This window comes from Pseudomonas sp. FDAARGOS_380, from assembly GCF_002591235.1.
GTDB lineage: Bacteria > Pseudomonadota > Gammaproteobacteria > Pseudomonadales > Pseudomonadaceae > Aquipseudomonas > Aquipseudomonas salmasensis.
This window is the reverse complement of sequence record NZ_CP023969.1, coordinates 1,501,642-1,523,112: the sequence shown is the minus strand read 5'-3', so window position 1 is coordinate 1,523,112 and position 21,471 is coordinate 1,501,642. Positions and strand designations below refer to the sequence as shown.

Below are 21,471 nucleotides of genomic sequence, written 5' to 3'. Positions count from 1 at the left end.
GCTCACAGTCGCATACACACTTGCACGTCGGCATCACGCAAAAGGAGCCTGCATGGGCGGTCGCACCTCGACATTTATTTTCAGCCTTGGCCTCCTGGCGCTGCTCAGCGGCTGCGGCCAAGACAAAGCCGAGCCCAAGCAGCATTCACGGGTGTTCGTGCAAACCGTGCAGTCGGCGGATTTCGCCGCGGCGGTCACGCTGACCGGTGATATCCAGGCGCGGGTGCAAACCGATCTGTCCTTTCGCGTGGGCGGCAAGATCATCCAGCGCATGGTCGACGTAGGCGACCGCGTCACGGCCAGGCAAGTCCTGGCCAAGCTTGACCCCAAGGATTTGCAGACCAACGTCGATTCGGCCCAGGCCCAGGTCGTGGCCGAACAGGCGCGCGTCAAGCAGACCGCCGCCGCCTTTGTGCGCCAGGAAAAACTCTTGCCCAAAGGCTATACCAGCCGCAGCGAATATGACGCCGCCCAGGCCGCGCTGCGCAGCAGTCAAAGTGCCCTGGCCGCTGCCCAGGCGCAGTTGGCCAATGCCCGCGAACAATTGGGCTACACCTCGCTGATTGCCGATGCCCCGGGCATCATCACCGCGCGCCAGGCCGAAGTCGGCCAAGTGGTACAGGCCACCGTGCCAATCTTCAGCCTGGCCCGCGATGGCGAGCGTGACGCCGTGTTCAATGTGTATGAGTCCCTGCTGGTGGAGCCGCCGCCCGACGCGCCGATTACGGTGAGCCTGCTGGACAACCCGAGCATCAAGGCCGTGGGCAAAGTCCGCGAAGTCACGCCCGCCGTGGCCGCCAATACCGGCACCGTCCAAGTGAAGATCGCCCTGCAAAGCCTGCCCAAGGGCATGGAGCTGGGCTCGGTGGTCAGCGCCACGGCCAATGGCCCGGCCAAGGCGAGCATCGAGCTGCCCTGGTCGGCGCTGACCAAAGACCTCAACGAGCCAGCCGTGTGGCTGGTGGACGGCGAAGGCAAGGCACAGTTGCACAAGGTCACCGTGGCGCGCTACCTCACCGGCAAAGTGATCATCGGCGAGGGCCTCAAAGGCGGTGAAAAAGTCGTGATAGCCGGTGGGCAATTGCTGCACCCCGGCATGGTCGTCGAGATCGCCCAACCCGGAGCGCAGCCATGAAGCAATTGACGCTCATTGTTGCCGCCAGCCTGTTGCTGGTGGCCTGCTCCAAGGAAGAGGCGCCGCCTGAACCCATACGCCCGGTGCTGTCCATGGAAGTGAAGGCCGAAGACCAGGAAAACCTCGGTCGTTTCGCCGGCACCATCCAGGCCCGCTACGAAAGCAACCTGGGTTTCCGCGTGCCTGGCCGCATCGCCCGTCGCGCCGTGGATGTCGGTGCCGAAGTGGAGAAGGGTGCCTTGCTCGCCGTGCTTGATCCCACCGACCAGCAGAACCAATTACGCGCTGCTCAGGGCGACCTGGCGCGCGTGCAGGCGCAGTTCATCAACGCCCAGGCCAATGCTCGCCGGCAACAGGAACTGTTCAACCGTGGCGTCGGCGCCCAGGCCCAGTTGGATGTGGCCCAGACCGACCTGAAAACCACCCAGGCGACCCTCGACCAGGCTCGTGCTTCGGTCAACCAGGCCAAGGACCAGCTCAACTACGCCGAACTGCGCACCGACCATGCCGGCATCGTCACCGCCTGGAATGCCGAGGCCGGCCAGGTGGTCAGCGCCGGCCAGCAGGTGGTGACCCTGGCCCGTCCGGACATCAAGGAAGCGGTGATCGACCTGCCCGCCGGCCTGGCTGAACGCTTGCCTGCCGATGTGGTGTTCCTGGTCGCCGGCCAACTGGACCCCAGCGTGCACACCACCGCCGTGGTGCGTGAGATCGAACCCCAGGCCCAAAGCGCCACGCGCACCCGTCGCGCACGCCTGAGCCTGGCCGAAACCCCAGCCGCGTTCCGCCTGGGCACCGCCATCAGCGTGACCTTGAGCACCGCCATCGCCCCGCGCATCGAGCTGCCCCTGAGCGCCTTGCAGGAAGTGGACGGCAAGACCCGCATCTGGCTGCTCGACACCCAGAGCCAGACCGTGCAACCGCGTGAGGTCACGGTCATCAGCCGTGATGCTCAAAGCGCCTTGCTCAATGGCAGCGTCAAACCCGGCGAGCGCATTGTCACTGCTGGCGTGAACAGCCTGAAACCCGGGCAAAAAGTCAAAATCGACGAGGACAGCCCGCGATGAAAGGGAGCTTCAACTTATCCGACTGGGCCCTCAAGCATCAGTCCTTCGTCTGGTACCTGATGTTCGTCGCGCTGCTGATGGGCGTGTTCTCGTACATGAACCTGGGCCGTGAAGAGGACCCCTCGTTCACCATCAAGACCATGGTGATCCAGACCCGCTGGCCGGGCGCGACCCAGGAAGAAACCCTCAAGCAGGTCACCGACCGCATCGAGAAGAAACTCGAAGAGCTCGACTCCCTCGACTACGTGAAAAGCTACACCCGGCCTGGCGAGTCCACGGTGTTCGTGTTCCTCAAGGACACCACCAGTGCCAAGGCCATTCCGGAGATCTGGTACCAGGTCCGCAAGAAGATCGATGACATTCGCGGCACCTTCCCCCAGGGCTTGCAGGGGCCGTCGTTCAACGATGAATTCGGTGACGTGTTCGGCTCGGTGTACGCCTTTACCGGCGATGGCCTGTCGATGCGCCAACTGCGTGACTACGTGGAGCAGGTGCGCGCCGAGATCCGTTCGGTACCGGGGTTGGGCAAGGTCGAGATGATCGGCCAGCAAGACGAAGTGATTTACCTGAATTTCTCCACGCGCAAACTCGCGGCCCTGGGCATTGATCAGCGCCAGGTCGTGCAAAGCCTGCAATCGCAAAACGCCGTGACCCCCGCCGGGGTGATCGAGGCAGGACCCGAACGCATCTCCGTGCGCACCTCCGGGCAGTTTGCCTCGGAGAAAGACCTGGCCAACGTCAACCTGCGCCTCAATGACCGTTTCTATCGGCTGGCGGATATTGCCGACATCAGCCGTGGCTATGTGGACCCGGCGCGGCCGATGTTCCGCTTCAACGGCAAACCGGCGATTGGCTTGGCCATCGCCATGCAGAAAGGCGGCAATATCCAGTCGTTCGGCAAGGCCCTGCACGGGCGCATGGACGAGCTGACCGCCGACCTGCCGGTGGGCGTCGGCGTGCACAAGGTGTCCGACCAGGCCGAAGTGGTGGAAGAGGCCGTCGGCGGCTTCACCAGCGCACTGTTCGAGGCGGTGATCATCGTGCTGGTGGTGAGCTTTATCAGCCTCGGCATGCGCGCCGGGTTGGTGGTGGCGTGCTCGATCCCGTTGGTGCTGGCGCTGGTATTCGTGTTCATGGAATACAGCGGCATCACCATGCAACGTGTGTCGCTGGGCGCGTTGATCATCGCCCTCGGCCTGCTGGTGGATGACGCGATGATCACGGTGGAGATGATGATCACGCGCCTGGAAAAAGGCGAAACCAAGGAGCAGGCGGCGACTTACGCCTATACCTCCACGGCGTTTCCGATGCTCACCGGCACGCTGGTGACCGTGGCCGGCTTCGTGCCGATTGGTCTCAACGCCAGTTCGGCGGGCGAGTACACCTTTACCCTGTTCGCGGTGATTGCCGTGGCGATGCTGGTGTCGTGGGTGGTGGCGGTGCTGTTTGCGCCGGTGATCGGCGTGCATATCCTCAGCGCCAATGTGAAACCGCACAACGCCGAGCCGGGGCGCATTGGCCGTGCCTTCAATGGCGGCATGCTGTGGGCCATGCGCAACCGCTGGTGGGCGATTGGCATCACTGTGGCGCTGTTCGTGGCTTCGGTGTTCTCCATGCAATTTGTGCAGAACCAGTTCTTCCCATCGTCGGACCGCCCGGAAATCCTCGTCGACCTGAACCTGCCGCAAAACGCCTCGATCAACGAGACGCGCAAGGCCGTCGACCGCCTCGAAGCGATCATCAAGGACGACCCGGACATTGCCCGTTGGAGCACCTACATCGGCCAGGGCGCGATTCGTTTCTACCTGCCGCTGGACCAGCAGTTGGAGAACCCCTACTACGCGCAGCTGGTGATAGTGAGCAAAGGCCTGGAAGAGCGTGGCGCCCTGATCGCCCGCCTGCAACAACGTCTGCGCGATGATTTTGTCGGCATCGGCAGCTACGTGCAGCCGCTGGAAATGGGCCCGCCGGTGGGGCGGCCGATCCAGTACCGCGTGTCCGGCAAAGACATCGACCAGGTGCGCAAGCACGCCATTGAACTGGCGACCTTGCTGGATCAGAACACCCACTTGGGCGAGATCATCTACGACTGGAACGAGCCGGGCAAAGTGCTGCGGGTGGACATCGCCCAGGACAAGGCGCGGCAATTGGGGCTGTCGTCGGAAGACGTGGCGCAGTTGATGAACAGCGTGGTCAGCGGCGCGGCGGTGACCCAGGTGCACGACGATATCTACTTGATCAACGTGGTCGGCCGCGCCGAAGATGCCGAGCGGGGCACCCCGGAGACCTTGCAAAACTTGCAGATCGTTACGCCCAACGGCACCTCGATTCCGCTGCTGGCGTTCGCCACCGTGCGTTACGAGCTGGAGCAGCCGCTGGTGTGGCGCCGCGATCGCAAGCCGACCATCACCATCAAGGCCGCCGTGCGCGATGAGATGCAGCCGACCGACCTGGTCAAGCAGTTGGCGCCGACCATCGAGAAATTCAGCGAAGGCTTGCCGGTAGGCTACAAAGTCGCCACCGGCGGTACCGTGGAGGAAAGTGGCAAGGCCCAGGGGCCGATCGCCAAGGTGGTGCCGTTGATGCTGTTCCTGATGGCCACCTTCCTGATGATTCAGTTGCACAGCGTGCAGAAGATGTTCTTGGTAGCCAGCGTCGCGCCCTTGGGGCTGATCGGCGTGGTACTGGCGTTGATCCCCACGGGCACACCCATGGGCTTTGTGGCGATCCTGGGGATCCTGGCGTTGATCGGCATCATCATTCGCAACTCGGTGATTCTGGTCACACAGATCCACGAGTACGAAGAGGCCGGCTACACGCCGTGGGATGCGGTGGTGGAAGCCACCGAGCACCGGCGCCGGCCGATCCTGCTGACGGCCGCCGCCGCGAGCCTGGGCATGATCCCGATTGCGCGGGAAGTGTTCTGGGGGCCGATGGCCTACGCGATGATTGGCGGGATCATCATTGCGACGTTGCTGACGTTGCTGTTTCTGCCGGCGCTGTATGTGGCCTGGTACAAGATCCGCGAGCCGAAACAGGATTAATTCTGTAGGAGCGAGCTTGCTCGCGAAAAATGTCAACGATAACGCGTGCTTCCTGAGTAAACGCGGCGCCTGTGAGTTTTTCGCGAGCAAGCTCGCTCCTACAAAAGAGCCTTAACTGACTGAGGCTGTGTGAAGCTTCTGAAAAATCCCCATGTCGCCCTGGCTGGCTACTGCATGTTGTACCCTCTGGTGCTCATTCCAGACCCAGGTCGATCCTCATGCAGTGCCTGCGTTTCACCTTGCTGTTTTGCGCGTTGCTCCTTGCACCGCCTGCCTTCGCCGCCACCGTACTGGAAAACGCCTTATGGCGCGTCGAACTCGACCCCGCCACCCTGGCGCTGCGCGTGACACCCGCAGGCCAGGCCTCGGTGCAGGCCTCCAGCGGTGTGGCGGCGCATGCCGTCAGCCAATTGCAGAACACCCCCGACCAGGCCACTTGGCAATGGGACAACGGCGCCTATCGCCTGAGCGCCCGCCTGGAACAGCGCGACCTGGTCCTGACCATCAACGCCCGCGCTCCCGGTGAGCTGGCCCTGCTGCGCCAGCCTGCTGAGGCCATGGGGCAAGGGTTGATCTGGCCCTTGGCCGAGGGGCATTACGTGCCTGCCGGCAATGCCCTCTGGAAGGCGTTTCTGCTGGAGCGCGATGAGCTCAATACCACCCAGGACCTGAGCCTGCCGTTGTGGGGCGTGGATCACGCTGGCTTCACGTTGAACTGGTTATTGACCAACCCCTACAACAACCGCCTGCAATGGCAAGCCGACGGCAACGGCCTGGCCCTCTCTGCGTCCCATGAATTCACCTCGCTGGCGCCTGACGCGCCGATGACGCTGCGCCTGTACCTGGGCGATGCCGACCCGTTGGCCGGCGCCAAGCGCTACCGCCAGTGGCTGGTGGAGCAGGGCCGCTATGAACCGTTGGCGGACAAGCTGCGGCAAACACCCGAAGCCCAGAAGCTGCTGGGCGCCAGCCATGTGTACCTCTGGGACAACGGCCTGTTGGGTTTGGGCGATGTGCGTGATTGGCCAACATTGATCAAACGGCTGCGCAGCCATGAACTCAAGACGCTGATGGACAAAGAGAGCGCACAGCTGCTGGCGCAGTCCACTCCCTTGAATCGCTATGAGCAAACCGTGCTGCTGCGCGGCCTCAATGCGGCGATCAACACCAAGGCCCGGCAGGCCTGGCAAGTGCAAGAGCCAGACATGACCCGCCTTGCCGCCCGCTATGGCGAGCTGCGCAGTGAACTGGCCGTGGACTTTGCGGGGGCCTTGAGTGACAGCCTGCAAACCTGGGGCAGTAGCGCCATTCAAACCCTGCGCGACGCTGGGCTGCAGCGTTTGCTGCTGACCTTGGGCGAAGGTTGGGAGGGTGGCCTGTGGCATCCCGAGGCGATTCGCGCCGGGGTGGAAGCCGGCTTTCTGATGGCGCCTTACGACTCCTATGAAACGGCCCTGTCCGCCACCGAAAATCCCGATTGGACCACTGCCCACCTAGGCGCCAAGGCCTATCGTGACTGCGCGATCGTGCTGAAAGACGGCAAGCTGAAAACCGGCTTCCAGAAGTCCGGCCATTACACCGACCCGCGTTGTGTGCGGCCGCTGCTGGAGGCGCGGGTGAAGGCGGTACAAGCCAAGGCTGGCTTCAATGCCTGGTTTCTCGATGCCTACGCCACCAGCATGCTGTTCGACAGCTACCGCAGCGACGCCAGCATGACCCAGGCGCAGAACGCCGAAGGCAATATCGACGCCTCTCGCTGGATCAACACCGTGCCTAAGCTGGTCACAGGCTCCGAAGACGGCAACGCCATCACCGCCCAGGGCATCCTGTTCGCCCACGGCATGCAGACCCCGGTGATCGGCTGGGGCGACCGCGAGATGACCCAGGACCCGCAGTCGCCGTACTTCGTCGGCAACTGGTACCCAACCGAGCAACCGGCGGTGTTCTTCAAATCAGTGCCGTTGAAGGAGCCGTTTCGCACGGTGTATTTCGAGCCGACGATGCGCCTGCCGTTGTATCAGGCGGTGTTCCACGGCTCGGTGATCACCACTCACCATTGGCTGTTCGACAGTCTCAAACTGAGCAATGTGCAGGTCGAGAACGAGTTGACCCAACTGCTCTATAACGTGCCGCCGCTGTACCACCTCAGTGCCGCAACGCTCAAGGCGCGGCTGCCGATTATTCAGCGCCAGGACCGCTTTTTCCGGCCGTTGCACCAGCGTTTGGCGACCCAGGCGATGACTGATTTTCGCTGGCTGAGCGGGGACAAGCAGGTGCAGCAAACCACCTTTGCTGACGGGACGCGGTTGGTGGCGAATTTCTCTGCGGAGGAAAAACAGGGGTATGCCGGGCGCAGTGTGACGGTGCTGGTGGAAGGTGAGAAGCCGGTGGTGTATCAGGTGAAATAACGCCGCCCGTTACGGCGCCATCGCGGGCAAGCCCGGCTCCCACAGTGAAATGCATTCCAAAGGTGGGAGCTGGCTTGCCTGCGATGGCGGCCTGACAGTCAACACAGTTGGACCGTGTACATATCCATTCCTGCGGTAACGGCCACTTAGGGTTCCGCCCTGACGGCGGCTCACTTTTGAAAAGCGCAAAAGTAAGCAAAACGCTCTTGCCCCACCACTCGGCACCTCGCCTAGGCTCGGTGTGCCCGTAATTCGCCAGTGATTCGGGGGGCCGCCGCCACGCGCCATCCATGGCGCGGGGCGGCTAAACCGGCATCCCTGCCGGTTTACCCCCCAAATCCCTGTCGAATTCCGGCCAGCGTGGTTTGACGGGGCGCCTAAGATCAAGAGCAGATCAAGATCAAGAGCGGCTCGCTTCGCATCGTGGTTACCGTCGGCTGTTACAACCCACAAAGTTGTGTAGGTACCTATGCTGCGATGAGGCCGGAACAGGCGATGCAGCACTAAACTTTACGCCACACACTCGCCAACCAAGGCTGCTGCTCCCGCGGCAACCCGGCAGGCCGGTAGTAATGCTCCAGCTCTTCAAACCCGGCCTCGGTCAGCAAGGCTCGCCACGCCTCCAGATCGTGATAAGAGCCATACCTTGGCCCATTCCAGCCCTCTTGGTTCTCGCCCCGAGGGTTGGAGCTGAACAGCACGCCTCCAGGTTTCAACGCGCCGTGCAGCTCTTTGAGCACGCGCGGCAGTTCCTGCTTGGGAATATGAAACAGCACCGCATTGGCAAACACCCCATCAAAACGCGCAGCGGGCAGGTCCAGCTTGAGAAAGTCCTGCTGCAACACTTCACAGCCGCTGTCTTCGCGGGCCATGTGCGCAAAACGCTCGGAGCCATCCAGGCCCACGGCGATATGCCCCATGCGCGTAAACGTCTGCAAATCCCGCCCCGGCCCACAGCCGAAATCCAGCACGGTAAACGGCGGCGTGCCCTGGATATGCCGCAGCAGCGCGTCGATGTTCTGGCTCACATCGTGATCGCGGGTACCTTCACGGAAGTCTTCGGCCACCTTGTTGTAATGGCCCAGGGTGGTGGCGGTGATCTGATTGAGGTCGTCGGGAGCAAGTTTCATGGCATGGCGCACGGCTGCGGCTGAGGTAGCGGGACTATACCCCGGCCCACTCTTGAGTTGAAAACCGTGTATCCGCTGTAGGGCGCTTCACGGCGTTCGCAGTGTGCGCATCCGACAGACCGCCACGGGAAATTGTGGGTAAGATTCGGCCCTCATTTGCAGAGGGTTATACATCCATGGAAGAGGAAAAACGTTCACCCGTTGGCAACGACACCGCGCCGAACAAGGTAGATCAATACGCCACGAGATTGAGCAATGGCTTGCTCTGGCTCAATGAGCGTGCCTGGCCGCTGACGGTGGGGATTCTCTCGGTGGCAGGCCTGTACCTGTACCAGTACATCCAGATGGAAAAGGTGCCGCTGAGTATCTTGTCGGCATCGGCGTTCACCGCATTGCCGGCGATGTTCGCCATGTTGGTATTTGTGATCGGCATGATGGGCGCGTCGATCCTGGTGCCCACGTTCATCTTGTTCACGCGCCTGAACGGCACCGGTGTGCGCCTGAGTGATCAACTCAATCTCAGCCCGCAGTCGCCGCAAGAGAAGGCCCAGCACCGGCGGTTACTGGGGCATTGGGCGGCCAGCCTGTTGGTGATGTTTGTGTTCTGGATGTCCGCCGTGTACCTGTCCGTGAACGCCGAAAGTGGGCTGTTGCTGACGCTCAGTTGGATCGTGGCGATCATGGCGGCGGTAGTGGCCTATGTGGGCATCATCATTCGCGCCCGGCCCGCCCATGTTGCCCTGCGTGAGTTGTCCGGCGAGTTCTGGCTGGCCAGCGCCGGCGCCGGGGTGGTTCAAATGGTGGTCATTCTGATGGTGACGGTGCCGGTCTCCCGCGCTTTCAGCGAGTACTCCGACAGCGCCGTGTTCTTTGCGCCGTTCATGGCCGCCGAAATGGCTGTGCTGTTTCTGATCCAGGGGAGCGCCGCCTGCCTGGTGGTGCGCATGCGCGTTCAGAAAAACCCGGTGGCGTTCGCCTCACTGGTGGCCTTTGCCCTCATCGTTTTACTCGGGCTGATCCCGGCGAGCGGGGCCAAGTTGGGCGGCCTGCCGTTGCAAGGCTCCGCCTCGGGAGGGCGCGTTTGTACGTTGATGACCTGGGTGGCAGAGGCCAAGGTCCCCAGCGTGCTGGTAGACGCCGACAACCCCAAGCGCAGCGTGAAACTGCGGGTGATGGCCGACTCGGACGGCAGCTACATCGTGCGGCCCTGGCAGGCCAAGGACAAAACCATCACCTTCGTGCCCCGCGCCAGCGTTGCCCAACTGGACGAGTGCCCGTGACGTCAGCGCTTGTTCAATACCCGCGCCAAGCGGTCCCCGCTTAGTTGGATCACCGCCACCAGCGCCACCAGCAGCACGATCACCGTGAGCATGATCTGTGTATCGAAGCGCTGGTAGCCGTAGCGGTAGGCAATATCGCCCAGGCCACCGGCTCCAATCGCCCCGGCCATGGCCGATGAGTTGATCATGGTCACCAGGGTGATGGTGAAGCCGCCGACGATGCCGGGCAGCGCCTCTGGCAACAGTACATGCCAGATGATGTGCCAGCGACGGCAACCCATGGCCTGCGCGGCTTCGATCAGGCCATGGTCGACCTCGCGCAGGCTCACTTCAGCGATGCGTGCAAAGAACGGCGTGGCGGCGATGGTCAGCGGTACCACTGCCGCCCAGACGCCATAGGTGGTGCCGACGATCAGGCGCGTGAACGGGATCAGCGCCACCATCAGGATCAGGAACGGAATGGAGCGGAACAGATTCACGAATGCTCCCAGCACGCGGTTAAGGGCCGGTGCCTGGTAGATGCCGCCCTTGTCACTGGTGACCAGGAACACCGCCAGCGGAATGCCCACCAGCAGCGCGATCAGCGACGACACCCCCACCATCAACAAGGTGTCGATGGCACCCTGCACTAACCGATCAAACCACATAGCCCAGCACCTCCACCTGTTGTGCCCAATTGGCCGCGCGTTTGCGCAGTTCTTCGCCGTTGTGCGGCGATGCATTCACTGCCAGCAGCAGTTGCCCCAAGGCATGCCCCTGAATGCGTTCCACGCCGCCCTGCAGCAAGCGCACGCGGCCACCGAGGGCGCTGAACAGCGCCGCGAGGTCTGGCTCCAGGCTGTCGCTGCCGGTGAACTGCAAGCGCAGCACCAGCGCGGCGTCGGCCGAGGCGGGCGTGGGTTGCAGGCGGCTGTGCAACTCTGGCGGCAAGCCGTGTTGCAGGGGGGCGAGCAGGGTCTTGCTGACCTCATGTTGCGGATCGCCAAACACCTGCCACACCGGGCCTTGCTCGACGATACGCCCGTGTTCGAGTACCACCACGCGCTCGCAGATGTCGCGGATCACCGCCATCTCATGGGTGATCAGCACGATGGTCAGGCCCAGGCGCTGGTTGATCTCGCGCAGCAGGCCGAGGATCGACTGGGTGGTTTCCGGGTCGAGGGCCGAGGTGGCTTCGTCGCACAGCAGAATCTCGGGGTCGTGCACCAATGCGCGGGCGATGCCGACGCGTTGTTTCTGCCCGCCGGACAACTGCGCCGGGTACGCCTTGTGTTTGTCTTGCAGGCCTACCAGCTCCAGTAGTTCATGCACCTTTCGCGCGCGTTGCGCCTGGGGCACACCGGCGACCTTGAGCGGCAACTCGACGTTCTGCCACACGGTCTTGGCCGACATCAGGTTGAAGTGCTGGAAGATCATGCCGATGCGTCGGCGCAGCGCCACCAGGTGGTCTTCATCGAAGCCGCCGATGTCTACCTGGTCGATCAGCACCCGTCCGCTGCTGGGTTGCTCCAGGCGATTGATGGTGCGGATCAGCGACGACTTGCCGGCGCCGCTGCGGCCGATGATGCCGAACACTTCGCCACGCTGGATCGCCAGGTCAATGCCTTGCAGCGCATGCACCGTGCCGTCATAGGTTTTGCCCAGGTTGATGAACCGCACATGGGCGCGGTTCAAGTCCGGGTGCAGTTCAGTGTGTTCGGCGTGGCTGGGCGCGTGCTCCAGGTCGCGCAAGCGGGCGTTGGCGGCACTCATGGTTTAGCTTCCCAGCCGACCTGGTAGAGCTTACCCAGGGACTTGTCCAGGGCAGCGCGCACCACCGGCGAGTGCTGGTAGATATCGACGAACTTGATCACCCGTGGGTCGGTTTTGCTCTTGGGCTGGATCACGAACTGAATTACGTATTCCGGGTGGTCGAGGCCGTCGAACAACAGCGCCGACTCGGCATCGAAGGTCTTGGACAGGCGGATATACGCCGGGTAGCCCTGCACCAGATCGGCGTCGTCATAGGCGCGCACCAGTTGCACGGCTTCCACTTGCAGGATCTTGATGTTTTTCGGGTTGGCGACGATGTCCTCTTCGGTGGCCTTGTAGCCCACGCCCGGCTTGAGGGTGATCAGCCCGGCCTTAGCCAGCAGTTGCAGGCCGCGACCGCTGTTGATCGGGTCGTTGGCAATCGCCACGCTGGCGCCTGCGGGCAGCTCGTTGAAGTTTTTGTACTTTTTCGAATACAGCCCGACGTTGTTGATGATGCCCGGCGCGTACGGCACCAGGTCAAACCCGGCGGCGGCCTTGGCGTTTTCCAGGAAGGGGATGTGCTGGAAGTAGTTCACGTCGATATCGCCAGCGGCGAGGCTGACGTTGGGCGCGATCCAGTCGGTGAACTCCACCAGTTCGACCTTCAGGCCCTGCTTGCCGGCTTCTTCTACGGCGGCTTCCAGCGGAATGGCGAAGGCGGCGGTGGTGCCGATTTTCAGCGGGGCGTCGGCGGCAAATACCGCCGAGCTGAATAAGCCAAGGGCCAGGGCCAGTGCTTTGACTGGGGTGTTGAGCAATGTCTTTTTCATAGTGGTTTTCCAGTCATAAGGTCTTAGGTAGCGAGATCGTTCCCACGCTCCGCGTGGTAATGCAGTCAGGGACGCTCCGCGTCCCAAAAGCGAACGCAGAGCGTCCAAGAGGCATTCCCCACGCGGAGCGTGGGAACGATCAAACAATGTGGCGGTAGGTCGAGCCGGTGTGTTGCTTGGGTAAGCGGGCCGTGTCGTGGAAGACTTTTTCCCGCAGCGTTCCCGGCGCATATTCGGTCTTGTACGAGCCCCGTCGTTGTAACTCCGGTATCACCAGCTCAATGAAATCCACATAGCTCTCCGGCGTCACAATGCGCGTCAGGTTGAAACCATCCAGCCCGGTTTCGCTGATCCAGGATTCCAGCTCATCGGCCACCTGTTCAGGCGAGCCCACCAAGGTGATATAGCGCCCGCCCAAGGCGTGCTGGTCGAGCAATTTGCGCCGGGTCCAGTCGTTGTTCTGCAGGTTCTGGGTGGCGGACTGGATCGCGTTGCTCTTGACGTACTGGATGGGTTCGTCCAGCCCGTATTGGGCAAAATCAATCCCGGTCGAGGCCGAGAAATGCGCCACGCCGGCTTCCGCGCTGGCGTAGCTGAGGTACTCGGCGTGCTTGGCCCACGCCAGCTCTTCGGTGGCGCCCACGATCACGTTAAGGCCCATGAACACCTTGATGTCATCCGGGTTGCGCCCAGCCTCCACCGCGCTGGCGCGCACCTTGTCCACCTGGCGCTTGGTCGCGGGTTTGTTCTGCCCGCTGATAAACACGCACTCGGCATGCCGCCCGGCGAACAGCAAGCCACGCTCGGAACTGCCGGCCTGAAACAGCACTGGCGTACGCTGAGGTGAGGGCTCGCACAGGTGGTAACCCTCCACCTGATAAAACTCGCCGTGGTGCGCAACCTTGTGCACCTTGCCCGGTTGCGCATACACCCGCGCCTGGCGATCGTTGCGCACTGCGTCGTCTTCCCAACTGCCTTCCCAGAGCTTGTACAACACCTGCAGGTATTCATCGGCCTGGTCGTAGCGCCGGTCATGCTCGACCTGTTCGGTGAGGCCCATGGCCTTGGCGGCGCTGTCGAGGTAGCCGGTGACAATGTTCCAACCCACTCGGCCACGGCTCAGATGATCCAGCGTCGACATGCGCCGGGCGAACAGGTACGGCGCCTCATAGGTGAGGTTGGCGGTAAGGCCGAAGCCCAGGTGCTGGGTGACAGCGGCCATGGCCGACACCAGCAGCAGAGGGTCGTTGACCGGTAACTGGATCGACTCCTTGAGCGGCACGTCGATGGCGTCCTGGTACACGTCATACACACCGACGATATCGGCGATAAACAAACCGTCGAACAGCCCGCGCTCCAGGATTTGCGCCAGTTCAGTCCAGTATTCGAGGGTGTTGTAGTGGGTGGACGTGTCCCGTGGGTGGGTCCACAAACCGTGGTTGATGTGCCCGATGCAGTTCATGTTGAAGGCATTGAGCAGGATCTTTTTTTTGCTCATCAGATGGTCCCCCGCAGCGGCGGGTTTTCATCGTTGAGGTAGTAGTTGCCGACCGCATGGTATTTCCAGCGGACCGGGTCGTGCAGGGTGTGCACCCGGGCGTTGCGCCAGTGGCGGTCCAGGCCGTGTTCGGCCAGGGTCGCCTGGCTGCCGGCCAGTTCGAACAGGGTGCTGCCGGCCGCCAGGGAGATCTCGGTGCTCAGGGCGCGCACTTCGGCGACGGCGATGGAGGCTGCTGCAACCGTGTGGGCATTGCTGTCGGCCTGGGCGCGGTCGAGGAATTCACCCGCGCGCTCCAGCAAGGCCTCGGCGGCGTGCAGGCGGCTGCTCAAGTGGCCGAAGCTCTTGAGTGTCAGCGGGTCTTCGGTGGCCTTGTCGTTGCCGGCGTCGATCCACGGGCGGGTCTTGGTGCGCACAAAATGCAAGGCGTCCTCAAAGGCCGCACGGGCGATGCCGGTGTCGATGGCCGCATGGAGGATCTGCGCCAGCGGGCCAACGGTGGTCGGGCGTTCGAAGGCGCTCTGGAACGGCACCACGTCTTGCGCTGCGACCCACACGTTATCGAACACCACCGAGCCGCTGCCGGTGGTGCGCTGGCCGAAGCCGCTCCAGTCGTCGATCACCGTCAGGCCCGCGCTGTCACGCGGCACGAAGGCCAGTTGCTGCACGCCGTTTGCATCCACCACCGAGGTGGGGATGCGCTGGGCGTAGATCGCCCCGGTGGCGTAGAACTTGCGCCCGCTGATGCGAAAACCATCGCCGTCGCGGGTGAGGCTGGTGATGCGGTCGTGGGCGGTCTTGGTGCCCAGTTCCGCCAAGGCGTTGCCAAAGCGTTGGCCGGCCAATACCTCGGCGTACAGGCGTTGCTGCTGTTCGGGGCTGCCGTTCACCCGCAGTACTTCGAGGGCGTAAAAATGGTTTTGCGGAATCTGGCCCAACGAGCCATCAGCCTGGGCGATCAGTGCGATGACCTTGGCCAGGGTGACGTTGGACACGCCCGCGCCGCCGTAGGCCTTGGGCACGCTGATGCCCCACAGGCCAGAGCGGGAAAACACGTCCAGCTCGGGCAATGGCAGGCGGCGTTCGCGGTCGCGTTGGGCGCTGTCGCGGCCCAAGTCTTCAGCGAGGTCGCTGGCGACAATAAGCGCTTGTTCGTCGCTGGTGATGACCGCGACGGGGTGAGAAAGGGTCATGAGTTTCTCCAGAAGCTCGTGGAAAAGTGTTCTGGTTGGTTAAATCCAGGAATGACGAGCCGGCAAGGTGCCGTTGAGTCGATAGGCGCCGATGGCGTGGTACTTCCAGCGCACCGGGTCGTGCAGGGTGTGCACCCGGGCGTTGCGCCAGTGACGGTCAAGGTTGAATTCGGCCAGGGTGGCGCGGCTGCCGGCCAGTTCGAAGAGCTTCTCGGTGACCTGCAGCGCCACTTCGGTGGTCAGCACCTTGGCCTCGGCCACGGCAATCGAGGCGTAGGCGGCGGACTGCGCGGTAATCGGCGCGGCGCTGACCTGGTCCAGCACCTGGCCCGCCTTGCGCAGCAGGGCTTCGGCGGCGTGCAGTTCGATCTTCAACTTGCCGATATCGGCGATCACATACAGGTCGTCGCTGGCTCGCTCGACCTTGGCGTCGATCCACGGGCGTGAACGTTCACGCACGAAAGCAATGGCATCGTCGAGGGCGCCGCGGGCGATGCCGGCGTCGATGGCGGCCTGAATCAACTGCGACACCGCCCCCTGGATATTCGGGGTTTCGCCCAGGCGCCAGTTGTCGATGACCAGTTCCGGCTCCACGGCCACGCGGTCAAGCAAGACGGTGCCGCTGGCGGTGGTGCGTTGGCCAAAGCCGGACCAGTCATCAACGATGCGCAGTCCTTCGCTGCCGCGACGCACAAAGGCCATGACCTGCTTGCCGTCATCGTTCAGGGCCTTGATTGCCACCCAGTGGGCAAACAAGGCTCCAGTGGAGTAGAACTTTTGCCCGCTGACCACGAACCCGTCGCCTTCGGCCGTGAGGCGCGCCTTGAGCTCCAGGGTGTTTTGGGTGCCGCGTTCGGGGCCGCCGTTGCCGATGCGCCAGCCGTCGAGCACGCTCTGGAACAGCTGCTTTTTCTGGCGCTCGGTGGCGGTGCCCTGCAACACATGCAGGATGCCGAAATGGTTTTGCGGGATCTGCCCGAGGGCTGGGTCGGCCGCGCTGATGATCGCGAAGACTTCGGCCAGGGTCACAAACGACACCTGGGGCCCGCCGTATTCGCGGGGAATGGAAATACTGCCCAAGCCGCTGCGGGTGAACTGTTCGAGCTGCGCCCAGGGCAGTTTGCGTTGCTGGTCGCGCTGGGCGGCCTGCGCGCGCGCAGCCTGGGCCAGTTCGTGGGCGGCGCTCAGCGCCTGGGCGTCGTTGCGCAGCACCGTGGCGGGCAACAGCAGGGGGGCTACGTCCAGATCACTCTGGGGGGATGTTAGAGCCAAGTTAGACATCAGCGCCGCTCCTTGGCTGCACGCAATGCCCTGGCGTTGTGCACCGGGGTAATTCTGACCATACCGACCTCGCATTCAATGAAATAAACAGAAAAATCAGGAATGTCCGGTGGTCCGGTGCATATACCCTAAGCGTGTTAATTATTTAAATAAACTAACTTTTAGGAATATGCATAGAAGGGCTGTCACCCCGGTTCACAGGGTGAGCCGAAGCGACGCGGTTGATAGCCCGGCGCGGACGAGGCTGGGCAGGGCGGTGTGCAGGCGGCGATGCGCAGTGTACGTGCGGGCGCCCAGCGGGAGTTGTTACCCACGCGGTCGAGAATGCAGTAGGTGACCTCCAGCCGGCAGTCGTCGCCGGCTTCGATAATCACGTGGGGCGGCACCCACACCTGCACCGCCCGGCCGACGCCCTGGGCCTGGATGCGGGGCAGGTCCAGGCGTACATCGCCCCAGCGCAAGGTGATGGCGTCGCCCGTGCTCATGTTCAGGTAAGGCTCGATGGTCAGTGGAATGCCGCGCCTTACCTGGCTGCTGTTGACGCCATGGCGGCGGATCGTCTCGGGCAGGTTCACGGGCGCCAGGTTCTGGTTTTCGTCGCCGCCTTCAGGGTTCAGGCGCGTCAAAGGCTGACCGCCGGGGTAGTTGGTCTTGACCCGCACCAGGGTCACCGCCGAGCGCATCGGGCCATGGCCGATCTGCAAGACCTGGTAATGGACGCGTGCCGGGCCATCCTGCACAAAGCTCTCCGGTACGCACAGGTGGGTATACGTGCCGATCTTGCACGCCGTCACCTTGCGCGAGGCAGCAAAGCAGTTGTTCCAGAACAGTTCAATCAGGTCGCCCTCTTCCATGCTCGGGTAGGGTGAAATATCGACCTGCAAATGGGCGGAAGCCAGGGCGCTGATGCCGTTTCCAATAGCCTGGGGCAGCCTTGGGGCACGGAGCGTGGCCGGGGTTTGAGTGTGTGTCATAAGTAATCTCCTTGATGCAGCCAGCAGCAATCGTTCCGAAACCTCGACGCACAGGCGCAAGGGGGTCGAAAGACACGATTCAGTCAGTAGCCGGGATAGGATCCAATCCTCAAGGCGCTAGATAAGAGGGTTGGCCAAGGAGCGTCAATGGAGGCAAAGGGCTAAACGGCGGGTTTGGAGAGATTCAGAAGGGTCTGACGGGGAGGGGGATTTTAAGGCGCTGGCGAGGGGGGCTTTTACACGCTCAACCTGCAACCCGTTGTAGGAGCGAGCTTGCTCGCGAAGAACGCCCAGGCAACTCGGTCAACCTGATTCACCGCGTTATCGTTTACGTTCTTCGCGAGCAAGCTCGCTCCTACAGTGGGAGGTGTCAGTGGGCGAGGAATTTGCTCAGGAACTGCTTGGTGCGTTCTTCCCTGGGGTTGGCAAACAGCGCCTTGGCTTCACCCTGTTCGACGATCACACCCTTGTCGAAAAAAATCACGCGGTTGGCCACGTCACGGGCAAAGCTCATCTCGTGGGTGACGATGACCATGGTGCGGTTTTCTTCGGCCAGGCTGCGAATGGTGGCCAATACTTCGCCCACCAGTTCCGGGTCGAGGGCCGAGGTGGGTTCGTCAAACAGAATCACCTCCGGCTCCATGGCCAAGGCACGGGCAATCGCCACACGCTGTTGCTGGCCGCCGGACAACCGCCTCGGGTAGGACGCTTCCTTGCCCGCCAGGCCCACCCTGGCCAACAGCTTGCGCCCCAGTTCTGCAGCCGCTTCCCGCGGCATCTTCTTGACCACGATGGGGCCTTCGATGACGTTTTCCAGCGCGGTGCGGTGGGGGAACAGGTTGAAGTTCTGGAACACAAAGCCCACATGCTGGCGCAGGCGCCGCACCAGGCCCTGTTGCTGGTTGAGCGGCCTGCTGCTGTCGATCTCGATGTCACCCACCTTGATACGGCCGCTGGTGGGTTCTTCGAGGAAGTTCAGGCAGCGCAGGAAGGTGGTCTTGCCCGAACCGCTGGGGCCGATGATGGCGACCACTTCGCCTTCCTTGACCTCCAGGTCGATGCCGTTGAGCACCACCTGACCGTTGAATTGTTTGGTCAGTTTTTCAACCACGATCATGCTTCAAGACTCCAGGTCATGCCGGTTGACCCGGTCTTCCAGACGATTTTGCAGATGCGCCAGGATGCTCGCCAGGATCCAGTAGATCAGGGCTGCGGACAGATACATGGTGAAGATTTCGAAGGTACGTGCCGACACCAGTTGGGCCTGGCGAAACAGCTCGGGCACCTGGATGGTGGCGGCCAGCGCCGTGTCCTTGACCAGCGAAATAAAACTGTTGCCCAAAGGTGGCAACGCCGTGCGCATCGCCTGGGGCAGGATGGCCCGGCGCAACGTCTGCGCACGGGTCATACCGATACTGGCAGCGGCTTCCCACTGGCCACGCTCGATGGAGGCGATGGCGGCCCGCAGGATTTCACAGGCATAGGCGGCCATGTTCAGCGAAAAGCCGATCATGGCGGCCGGGATAGGGTCCAGCTCGATGCCCACTTGCGGCAAGCCGTAGTAGATCAAAAACAGCTGCACCAGCAACGGCGTGCCGCGAAAAAACGATACGTAGACCCGGGCGGTCCAGCTCAAGAGCTTGAAGCGCGACAGGCGCATCAAGGCCAGGCCGAAGCCCAGCAGCAAGCCGAAAAACATCCCGCCCAGGCTGAGGATTACCGTGTAGTACGCGCCCTTGAGCAGAAAGGGCGCGGAGTCCAGCGCGAGTTGGAAACCTGCTTCCATTATTGCGTGACGTCAGCGTTGAAGTACTTCTCGGACAGCTTTTTCAAGGTGCCGTCGGCGCGCAGTTTGTCCAGAGCCTTGTTCACCGCGTCGAGCAGCTCGGGCTCGCCTTTGCGCAGGGCGACACCGGATTCCTGACGGGAGAAGGCGTCGCCGGCAGCAGCGGTGTCGGGGGCTTTCTTGGCGTATTCCAGGGCGGCCAGACGGTCGATCAGGATGGCATCGATACGGCCGATGCGCAGGTCCTGGAATTTGGTTGGGTCGTCGTTGTAGGTCTTGATAATGGCTTTAGGTTGGTTGTCCTTGAGCCATTGTTCGTAGTTGGTGCCCAGGCCTACACCGACTTTCTTGCCGGCCAGGTCGTCGGCTTTCTTGATCGAGTCGACGTTCTTTTTCAGCACCAGCGCCTGGATGCCGGACACGGTGTAAGGCTTGGAGAAATCGTACTTTTTCTTGCGCTCTTCGGAGATGGTTACCTGGTTGACCACAGCGTCCAGGCGCTTGGATTCCAGCGCGGCGAGGATGCCGTCCCATGGCGTGGCTTGCAGCTTGACCTTGACGCCCAGCTCCTTGGCCAGCGCCTCGGACAGTTCCACTTCGAAACCGCTGAGCTTGCCGCTCTCATCGACAAAGCTGAACGGCGGGTAGGTGCCTTCCAGGCCGATCTTGATCTCGCCGGCCTTCTTGATGGTGTTCAACTGCTCGCCGGCAACCGCCTGGCCCAGCCAGCCAGCGCCAAGCGCCATGCCCAAAGTGCCAACCAGCAGCGTGCGACGAAATGCAGAAATAGTCATGGAGAGCCCCTGTGTTTTTATGGTGAGCGAAGCAGGTGACGCGGTAGTCGTATCCTGCCCTAAAGTGCGAAGCGCGTCTTCGCCTTCGGCGCGATGATAAGGTGGGTTTTTAAGTCTTGAAAATAATAAAAATACAATTTCATATTCTGTTTTTGAATATGACGGTATTCAATCAGTTGAATACTGAGTCATAGGCAAACAACGCTGGCGCGCCACCGGTATGCAGGAAAATGATCGGCCCCTCTTCAAACCGCTGGCGCCCGATGCCGTCGAGCAAACCGGCCATGGCCTTACCGGTATACACCGGGTCCAGCAACAGACCTTCCTGGCTGGCCAAAAGTTTGATCGCCGAGAGGGTGCCAGCGTTTGGCTCGCCATAACGCGGTCCGAAATACTCGTCCCACAGAGTGACTTTGAAGGCGTCGGGAATAGCCACACCGAGCAACTCGGCAGTGCGCTCGGCCAGGCCCTGCACCTTGGGCAATTGCGCTTGCTCGGTGCGCGACACCGTGATGCCGATCACCGGTAACTGCGGCAATGCTTCGGCCAGGGCTAGGGCCAGGCCGCTGTGGGTACCGGCACTGCCGGAGGCGAGCACCACGGCGGCGAATTCAATGCCGCTGTCTTCAATCTGCGCGGCCAACTCCAGCCCGGCGCGCACGTAACCCAAGGCGCCGAGGGCGTTGGAGCCGCCGATAGGCACCAGGTAAGGCTTCTTGCCGTTACTGCGCAGGCGGTCGGCGAGGGCGTTGAGTTGGTCGTCGACGTTGTCGAGGTTTTCCACCAACTCCACTTTGGCGTCGAACAGCTCCAGCAGCAGGCGATTGCCGTTGCCCAGGTAGTTGGGGTCTTCAGTACCGGTGGGATTTTCCAGCAGGGCCACACAGCCCAGGCCGAGCTTGGCGGCCAGCGCGGCGGTCTGGCGAACATGGTTGGACTGGATCGCGCCGGCGGTGACCAAGGTGTCGGCGCCCTGGGCGATGGCGTCGGCAGCCAGGTATTCAAGTTTGCGCAGCTTGTTGCCGCCCATGGCCAGCGGCGTGGTGTCATCGCGTTTGACGTAGACGTCCCTGCCCAGCCAGGCCGACAGCCGCTCGAGTTTTTCCAGGGCGGTGGCATTGCCCAGTAGTTCCAGGCGGTCAAAACGGGCGAGCTGTTGTTTGATCATGGTTACGCACGGTGGCTGAGTGATGGGGGGACTATAGGCAGGCACTTTTCATCGGGCAACCGTCAATCGCTTATGACGAAAGGTTCTTAGGCTCACACCATTGGTTCTTAAGAGCTGCCTGGGTGCATACCGTAAAGTGATGGCCATTT

At 62.3% G+C, this 21,471-nt stretch carries 17 protein-coding genes; 5 read left to right on the top strand and 12 right to left on the bottom strand.

Features of this window, described 5'->3' with window-relative positions:
- Positions 1-52: 52 nt before the first annotated feature.
- The 4 genes from CRN80_RS07250 (at position 53) to CRN80_RS07235 (ending at position 7,654) form a co-directional block, all read left to right on the top strand.
- Positions 53-1,135 (top strand): efflux RND transporter periplasmic adaptor subunit, encoded by a 1,083-nt coding sequence (locus CRN80_RS07250; protein ID WP_034125475.1) that lies wholly within the window; start codon positions 53-55, stop codon positions 1,133-1,135.
- On the top strand, positions 1,132-2,202 hold the full coding sequence (locus tag CRN80_RS07245) for an efflux RND transporter periplasmic adaptor subunit (protein ID WP_098949848.1): 1,071 nt from the start codon (positions 1,132-1,134) through the stop codon (positions 2,200-2,202). The genes CRN80_RS07250 and CRN80_RS07245 overlap by 4 nt, the downstream gene beginning before the upstream one ends.
- Complete coding sequence (locus CRN80_RS07240) at positions 2,199-5,246, top strand: efflux RND transporter permease subunit (RefSeq protein WP_003187624.1); 3,048 nt, start codon at positions 2,199-2,201, stop codon at positions 5,244-5,246. Before CRN80_RS07245 ends, CRN80_RS07240 begins: the two co-directional genes overlap by 4 nt.
- Positions 5,247-5,464: 218 nt before the next feature.
- The gene (locus CRN80_RS07235) at positions 5,465-7,654 is read left to right on the top strand and encodes a glycoside hydrolase (protein WP_098949847.1); all 2,190 of its coding nucleotides are present in this window, start codon (positions 5,465-5,467) and stop codon (positions 7,652-7,654) included.
- Positions 7,655-8,157: 503 nt separating this feature from the next.
- On the opposite strand, the gene CRN80_RS07230 is transcribed toward CRN80_RS07235, so the two are convergent.
- On the bottom strand, positions 8,158-8,784 hold the full coding sequence (locus CRN80_RS07230; protein WP_098949846.1) for a bifunctional 2-polyprenyl-6-hydroxyphenol methylase/3-demethylubiquinol 3-O-methyltransferase UbiG: 627 nt from the start codon (positions 8,782-8,784) through the stop codon (positions 8,158-8,160).
- A 176-nt stretch (positions 8,785-8,960) separates the two neighbouring features.
- On the opposite strand from CRN80_RS07230, the gene CRN80_RS07225 reads away from it, so the two are divergent.
- Positions 8,961-10,064 carry a hypothetical protein gene (locus CRN80_RS07225; protein ID WP_098949845.1) on the top strand — a complete coding sequence of 368 codons (1,104 nt, stop codon included), beginning with the start codon at positions 8,961-8,963 and terminating at the stop codon, positions 10,062-10,064.
- Positions 10,065-10,066: 2 nt separating this feature from the next.
- On the opposite strand, the gene CRN80_RS07220 is transcribed toward CRN80_RS07225, so the two are convergent.
- The 11 genes from CRN80_RS07220 to CRN80_RS07170 form a co-directional block, all read right to left on the bottom strand.
- Positions 10,067-10,711 (bottom strand): methionine ABC transporter permease, encoded by a 645-nt coding sequence (locus CRN80_RS07220; protein WP_044270445.1) that lies wholly within the window; start codon positions 10,709-10,711, stop codon positions 10,067-10,069.
- Positions 10,701-11,816, bottom strand: coding sequence for a methionine ABC transporter ATP-binding protein (locus CRN80_RS07215; protein WP_098949844.1), 1,116 nt, complete (start codon positions 11,814-11,816; stop codon positions 10,701-10,703). The genes CRN80_RS07220 and CRN80_RS07215 overlap by 11 nt, the downstream gene beginning before the upstream one ends.
- Complete coding sequence (locus tag CRN80_RS07210) at positions 11,813-12,628, bottom strand: MetQ/NlpA family ABC transporter substrate-binding protein (RefSeq protein WP_098949843.1); 816 nt, start codon at positions 12,626-12,628, stop codon at positions 11,813-11,815. The genes CRN80_RS07215 and CRN80_RS07210 overlap by 4 nt, the downstream gene beginning before the upstream one ends.
- A gap of 139 nt (positions 12,629-12,767) precedes the next feature.
- Positions 12,768-14,126 (bottom strand): LLM class flavin-dependent oxidoreductase, encoded by a 1,359-nt coding sequence (locus CRN80_RS07205; RefSeq protein ID WP_098949842.1) that lies wholly within the window; start codon positions 14,124-14,126, stop codon positions 12,768-12,770.
- Entirely contained in the window at positions 14,126-15,319 is a 1,194-nt protein-coding gene (locus tag CRN80_RS07200; protein WP_098949841.1) for an SfnB family sulfur acquisition oxidoreductase, read from the bottom strand. Before CRN80_RS07200 ends, CRN80_RS07205 begins: the two co-directional genes overlap by 1 nt.
- Before the next feature lie 39 nt (positions 15,320-15,358).
- A complete protein-coding gene (locus CRN80_RS07195; protein WP_098949840.1) occupies positions 15,359-16,600 on the bottom strand; it encodes an SfnB family sulfur acquisition oxidoreductase in 1,242 nt (413 codons plus the stop codon).
- A 185-nt stretch (positions 16,601-16,785) separates the two neighbouring features.
- Positions 16,786-17,574: a hypothetical protein gene (locus CRN80_RS07190; protein ID WP_098949839.1), complete on the bottom strand. Its 789-nt coding sequence runs from the start codon at positions 17,572-17,574 to the stop codon at positions 16,786-16,788.
- A gap of 370 nt (positions 17,575-17,944) precedes the next feature.
- The gene (tcyN, locus tag CRN80_RS07185; protein ID WP_014716461.1) at positions 17,945-18,691 is read right to left on the bottom strand and encodes an L-cystine ABC transporter ATP-binding protein TcyN; all 747 of its coding nucleotides are present in this window, start codon (positions 18,689-18,691) and stop codon (positions 17,945-17,947) included.
- Between the two features lie 3 nt (positions 18,692-18,694).
- Positions 18,695-19,360: a cystine ABC transporter permease gene (tcyL, locus tag CRN80_RS07180; RefSeq protein ID WP_003187646.1), complete on the bottom strand. Its 666-nt coding sequence runs from the start codon at positions 19,358-19,360 to the stop codon at positions 18,695-18,697.
- A complete protein-coding gene (gene tcyJ, locus CRN80_RS07175; protein WP_098949838.1) occupies positions 19,360-20,154 on the bottom strand; it encodes a cystine ABC transporter substrate-binding protein in 795 nt (264 codons plus the stop codon). Before tcyJ ends, tcyL begins: the two co-directional genes overlap by 1 nt.
- A 172-nt stretch (positions 20,155-20,326) precedes the next feature.
- Positions 20,327-21,322, bottom strand: a complete 996-nt coding sequence (locus CRN80_RS07170) for a D-cysteine desulfhydrase (protein WP_098949837.1) — start codon at positions 21,320-21,322, stop codon at positions 20,327-20,329.
- Between the last annotated feature and the right edge of the window lie 149 nt (positions 21,323-21,471).

What these genes read in the sequence shown, in the direction of transcription:
- CRN80_RS07200 (WP_098949841.1), bottom strand. Translation starts at nt 15,319, where the DNA reads ATGACCCTTTCTCACCCCGTCGCGGTCATCACCAGCGACGAACAAGCG.
- CRN80_RS07235 (WP_098949847.1), top strand. Translation starts at nt 5,465, where the DNA reads ATGCAGTGCCTGCGTTTCACCTTGCTGTTTTGCGCGTTGCTCCTTGCA.
- tcyN (WP_014716461.1), bottom strand. Translation starts at nt 18,691, where the DNA reads ATGATCGTGGTTGAAAAACTGACCAAACAATTCAACGGTCAGGTGGTG.
- CRN80_RS07190 (WP_098949839.1), bottom strand. Translation starts at nt 17,574, where the DNA reads ATGACACACACTCAAACCCCGGCCACGCTCCGTGCCCCAAGGCTGCCC.
- CRN80_RS07220 (WP_044270445.1), bottom strand. Translation starts at nt 10,711, where the DNA reads ATGTGGTTTGATCGGTTAGTGCAGGGTGCCATCGACACCTTGTTGATG.
- CRN80_RS07230 (WP_098949846.1), bottom strand. Translation starts at nt 8,784, where the DNA reads ATGAAACTTGCTCCCGACGACCTCAATCAGATCACCGCCACCACCCTG.
- CRN80_RS07225 (WP_098949845.1), top strand. Translation starts at nt 8,961, where the DNA reads ATGGAAGAGGAAAAACGTTCACCCGTTGGCAACGACACCGCGCCGAAC.
- tcyJ (WP_098949838.1), bottom strand. Translation starts at nt 20,154, where the DNA reads ATGACTATTTCTGCATTTCGTCGCACGCTGCTGGTTGGCACTTTGGGC.
- CRN80_RS07215 (WP_098949844.1), bottom strand. Translation starts at nt 11,816, where the DNA reads ATGAGTGCCGCCAACGCCCGCTTGCGCGACCTGGAGCACGCGCCCAGC.
- CRN80_RS07210 (WP_098949843.1), bottom strand. Translation starts at nt 12,628, where the DNA reads ATGAAAAAGACATTGCTCAACACCCCAGTCAAAGCACTGGCCCTGGCC.
- CRN80_RS07170 (WP_098949837.1), bottom strand. Translation starts at nt 21,322, where the DNA reads ATGATCAAACAACAGCTCGCCCGTTTTGACCGCCTGGAACTACTGGGC.
- CRN80_RS07250 (WP_034125475.1), top strand. Translation starts at nt 53, where the DNA reads ATGGGCGGTCGCACCTCGACATTTATTTTCAGCCTTGGCCTCCTGGCG.
- CRN80_RS07195 (WP_098949840.1), bottom strand. Translation starts at nt 16,600, where the DNA reads ATGTCTAACTTGGCTCTAACATCCCCCCAGAGTGATCTGGACGTAGCC.
- tcyL (WP_003187646.1), bottom strand. Translation starts at nt 19,360, where the DNA reads ATGGAAGCAGGTTTCCAACTCGCGCTGGACTCCGCGCCCTTTCTGCTC.
- CRN80_RS07205 (WP_098949842.1), bottom strand. Translation starts at nt 14,126, where the DNA reads ATGAGCAAAAAAAAGATCCTGCTCAATGCCTTCAACATGAACTGCATC.
- CRN80_RS07240 (WP_003187624.1), top strand. Translation starts at nt 2,199, where the DNA reads ATGAAAGGGAGCTTCAACTTATCCGACTGGGCCCTCAAGCATCAGTCC.
- CRN80_RS07245 (WP_098949848.1), top strand. Translation starts at nt 1,132, where the DNA reads ATGAAGCAATTGACGCTCATTGTTGCCGCCAGCCTGTTGCTGGTGGCC.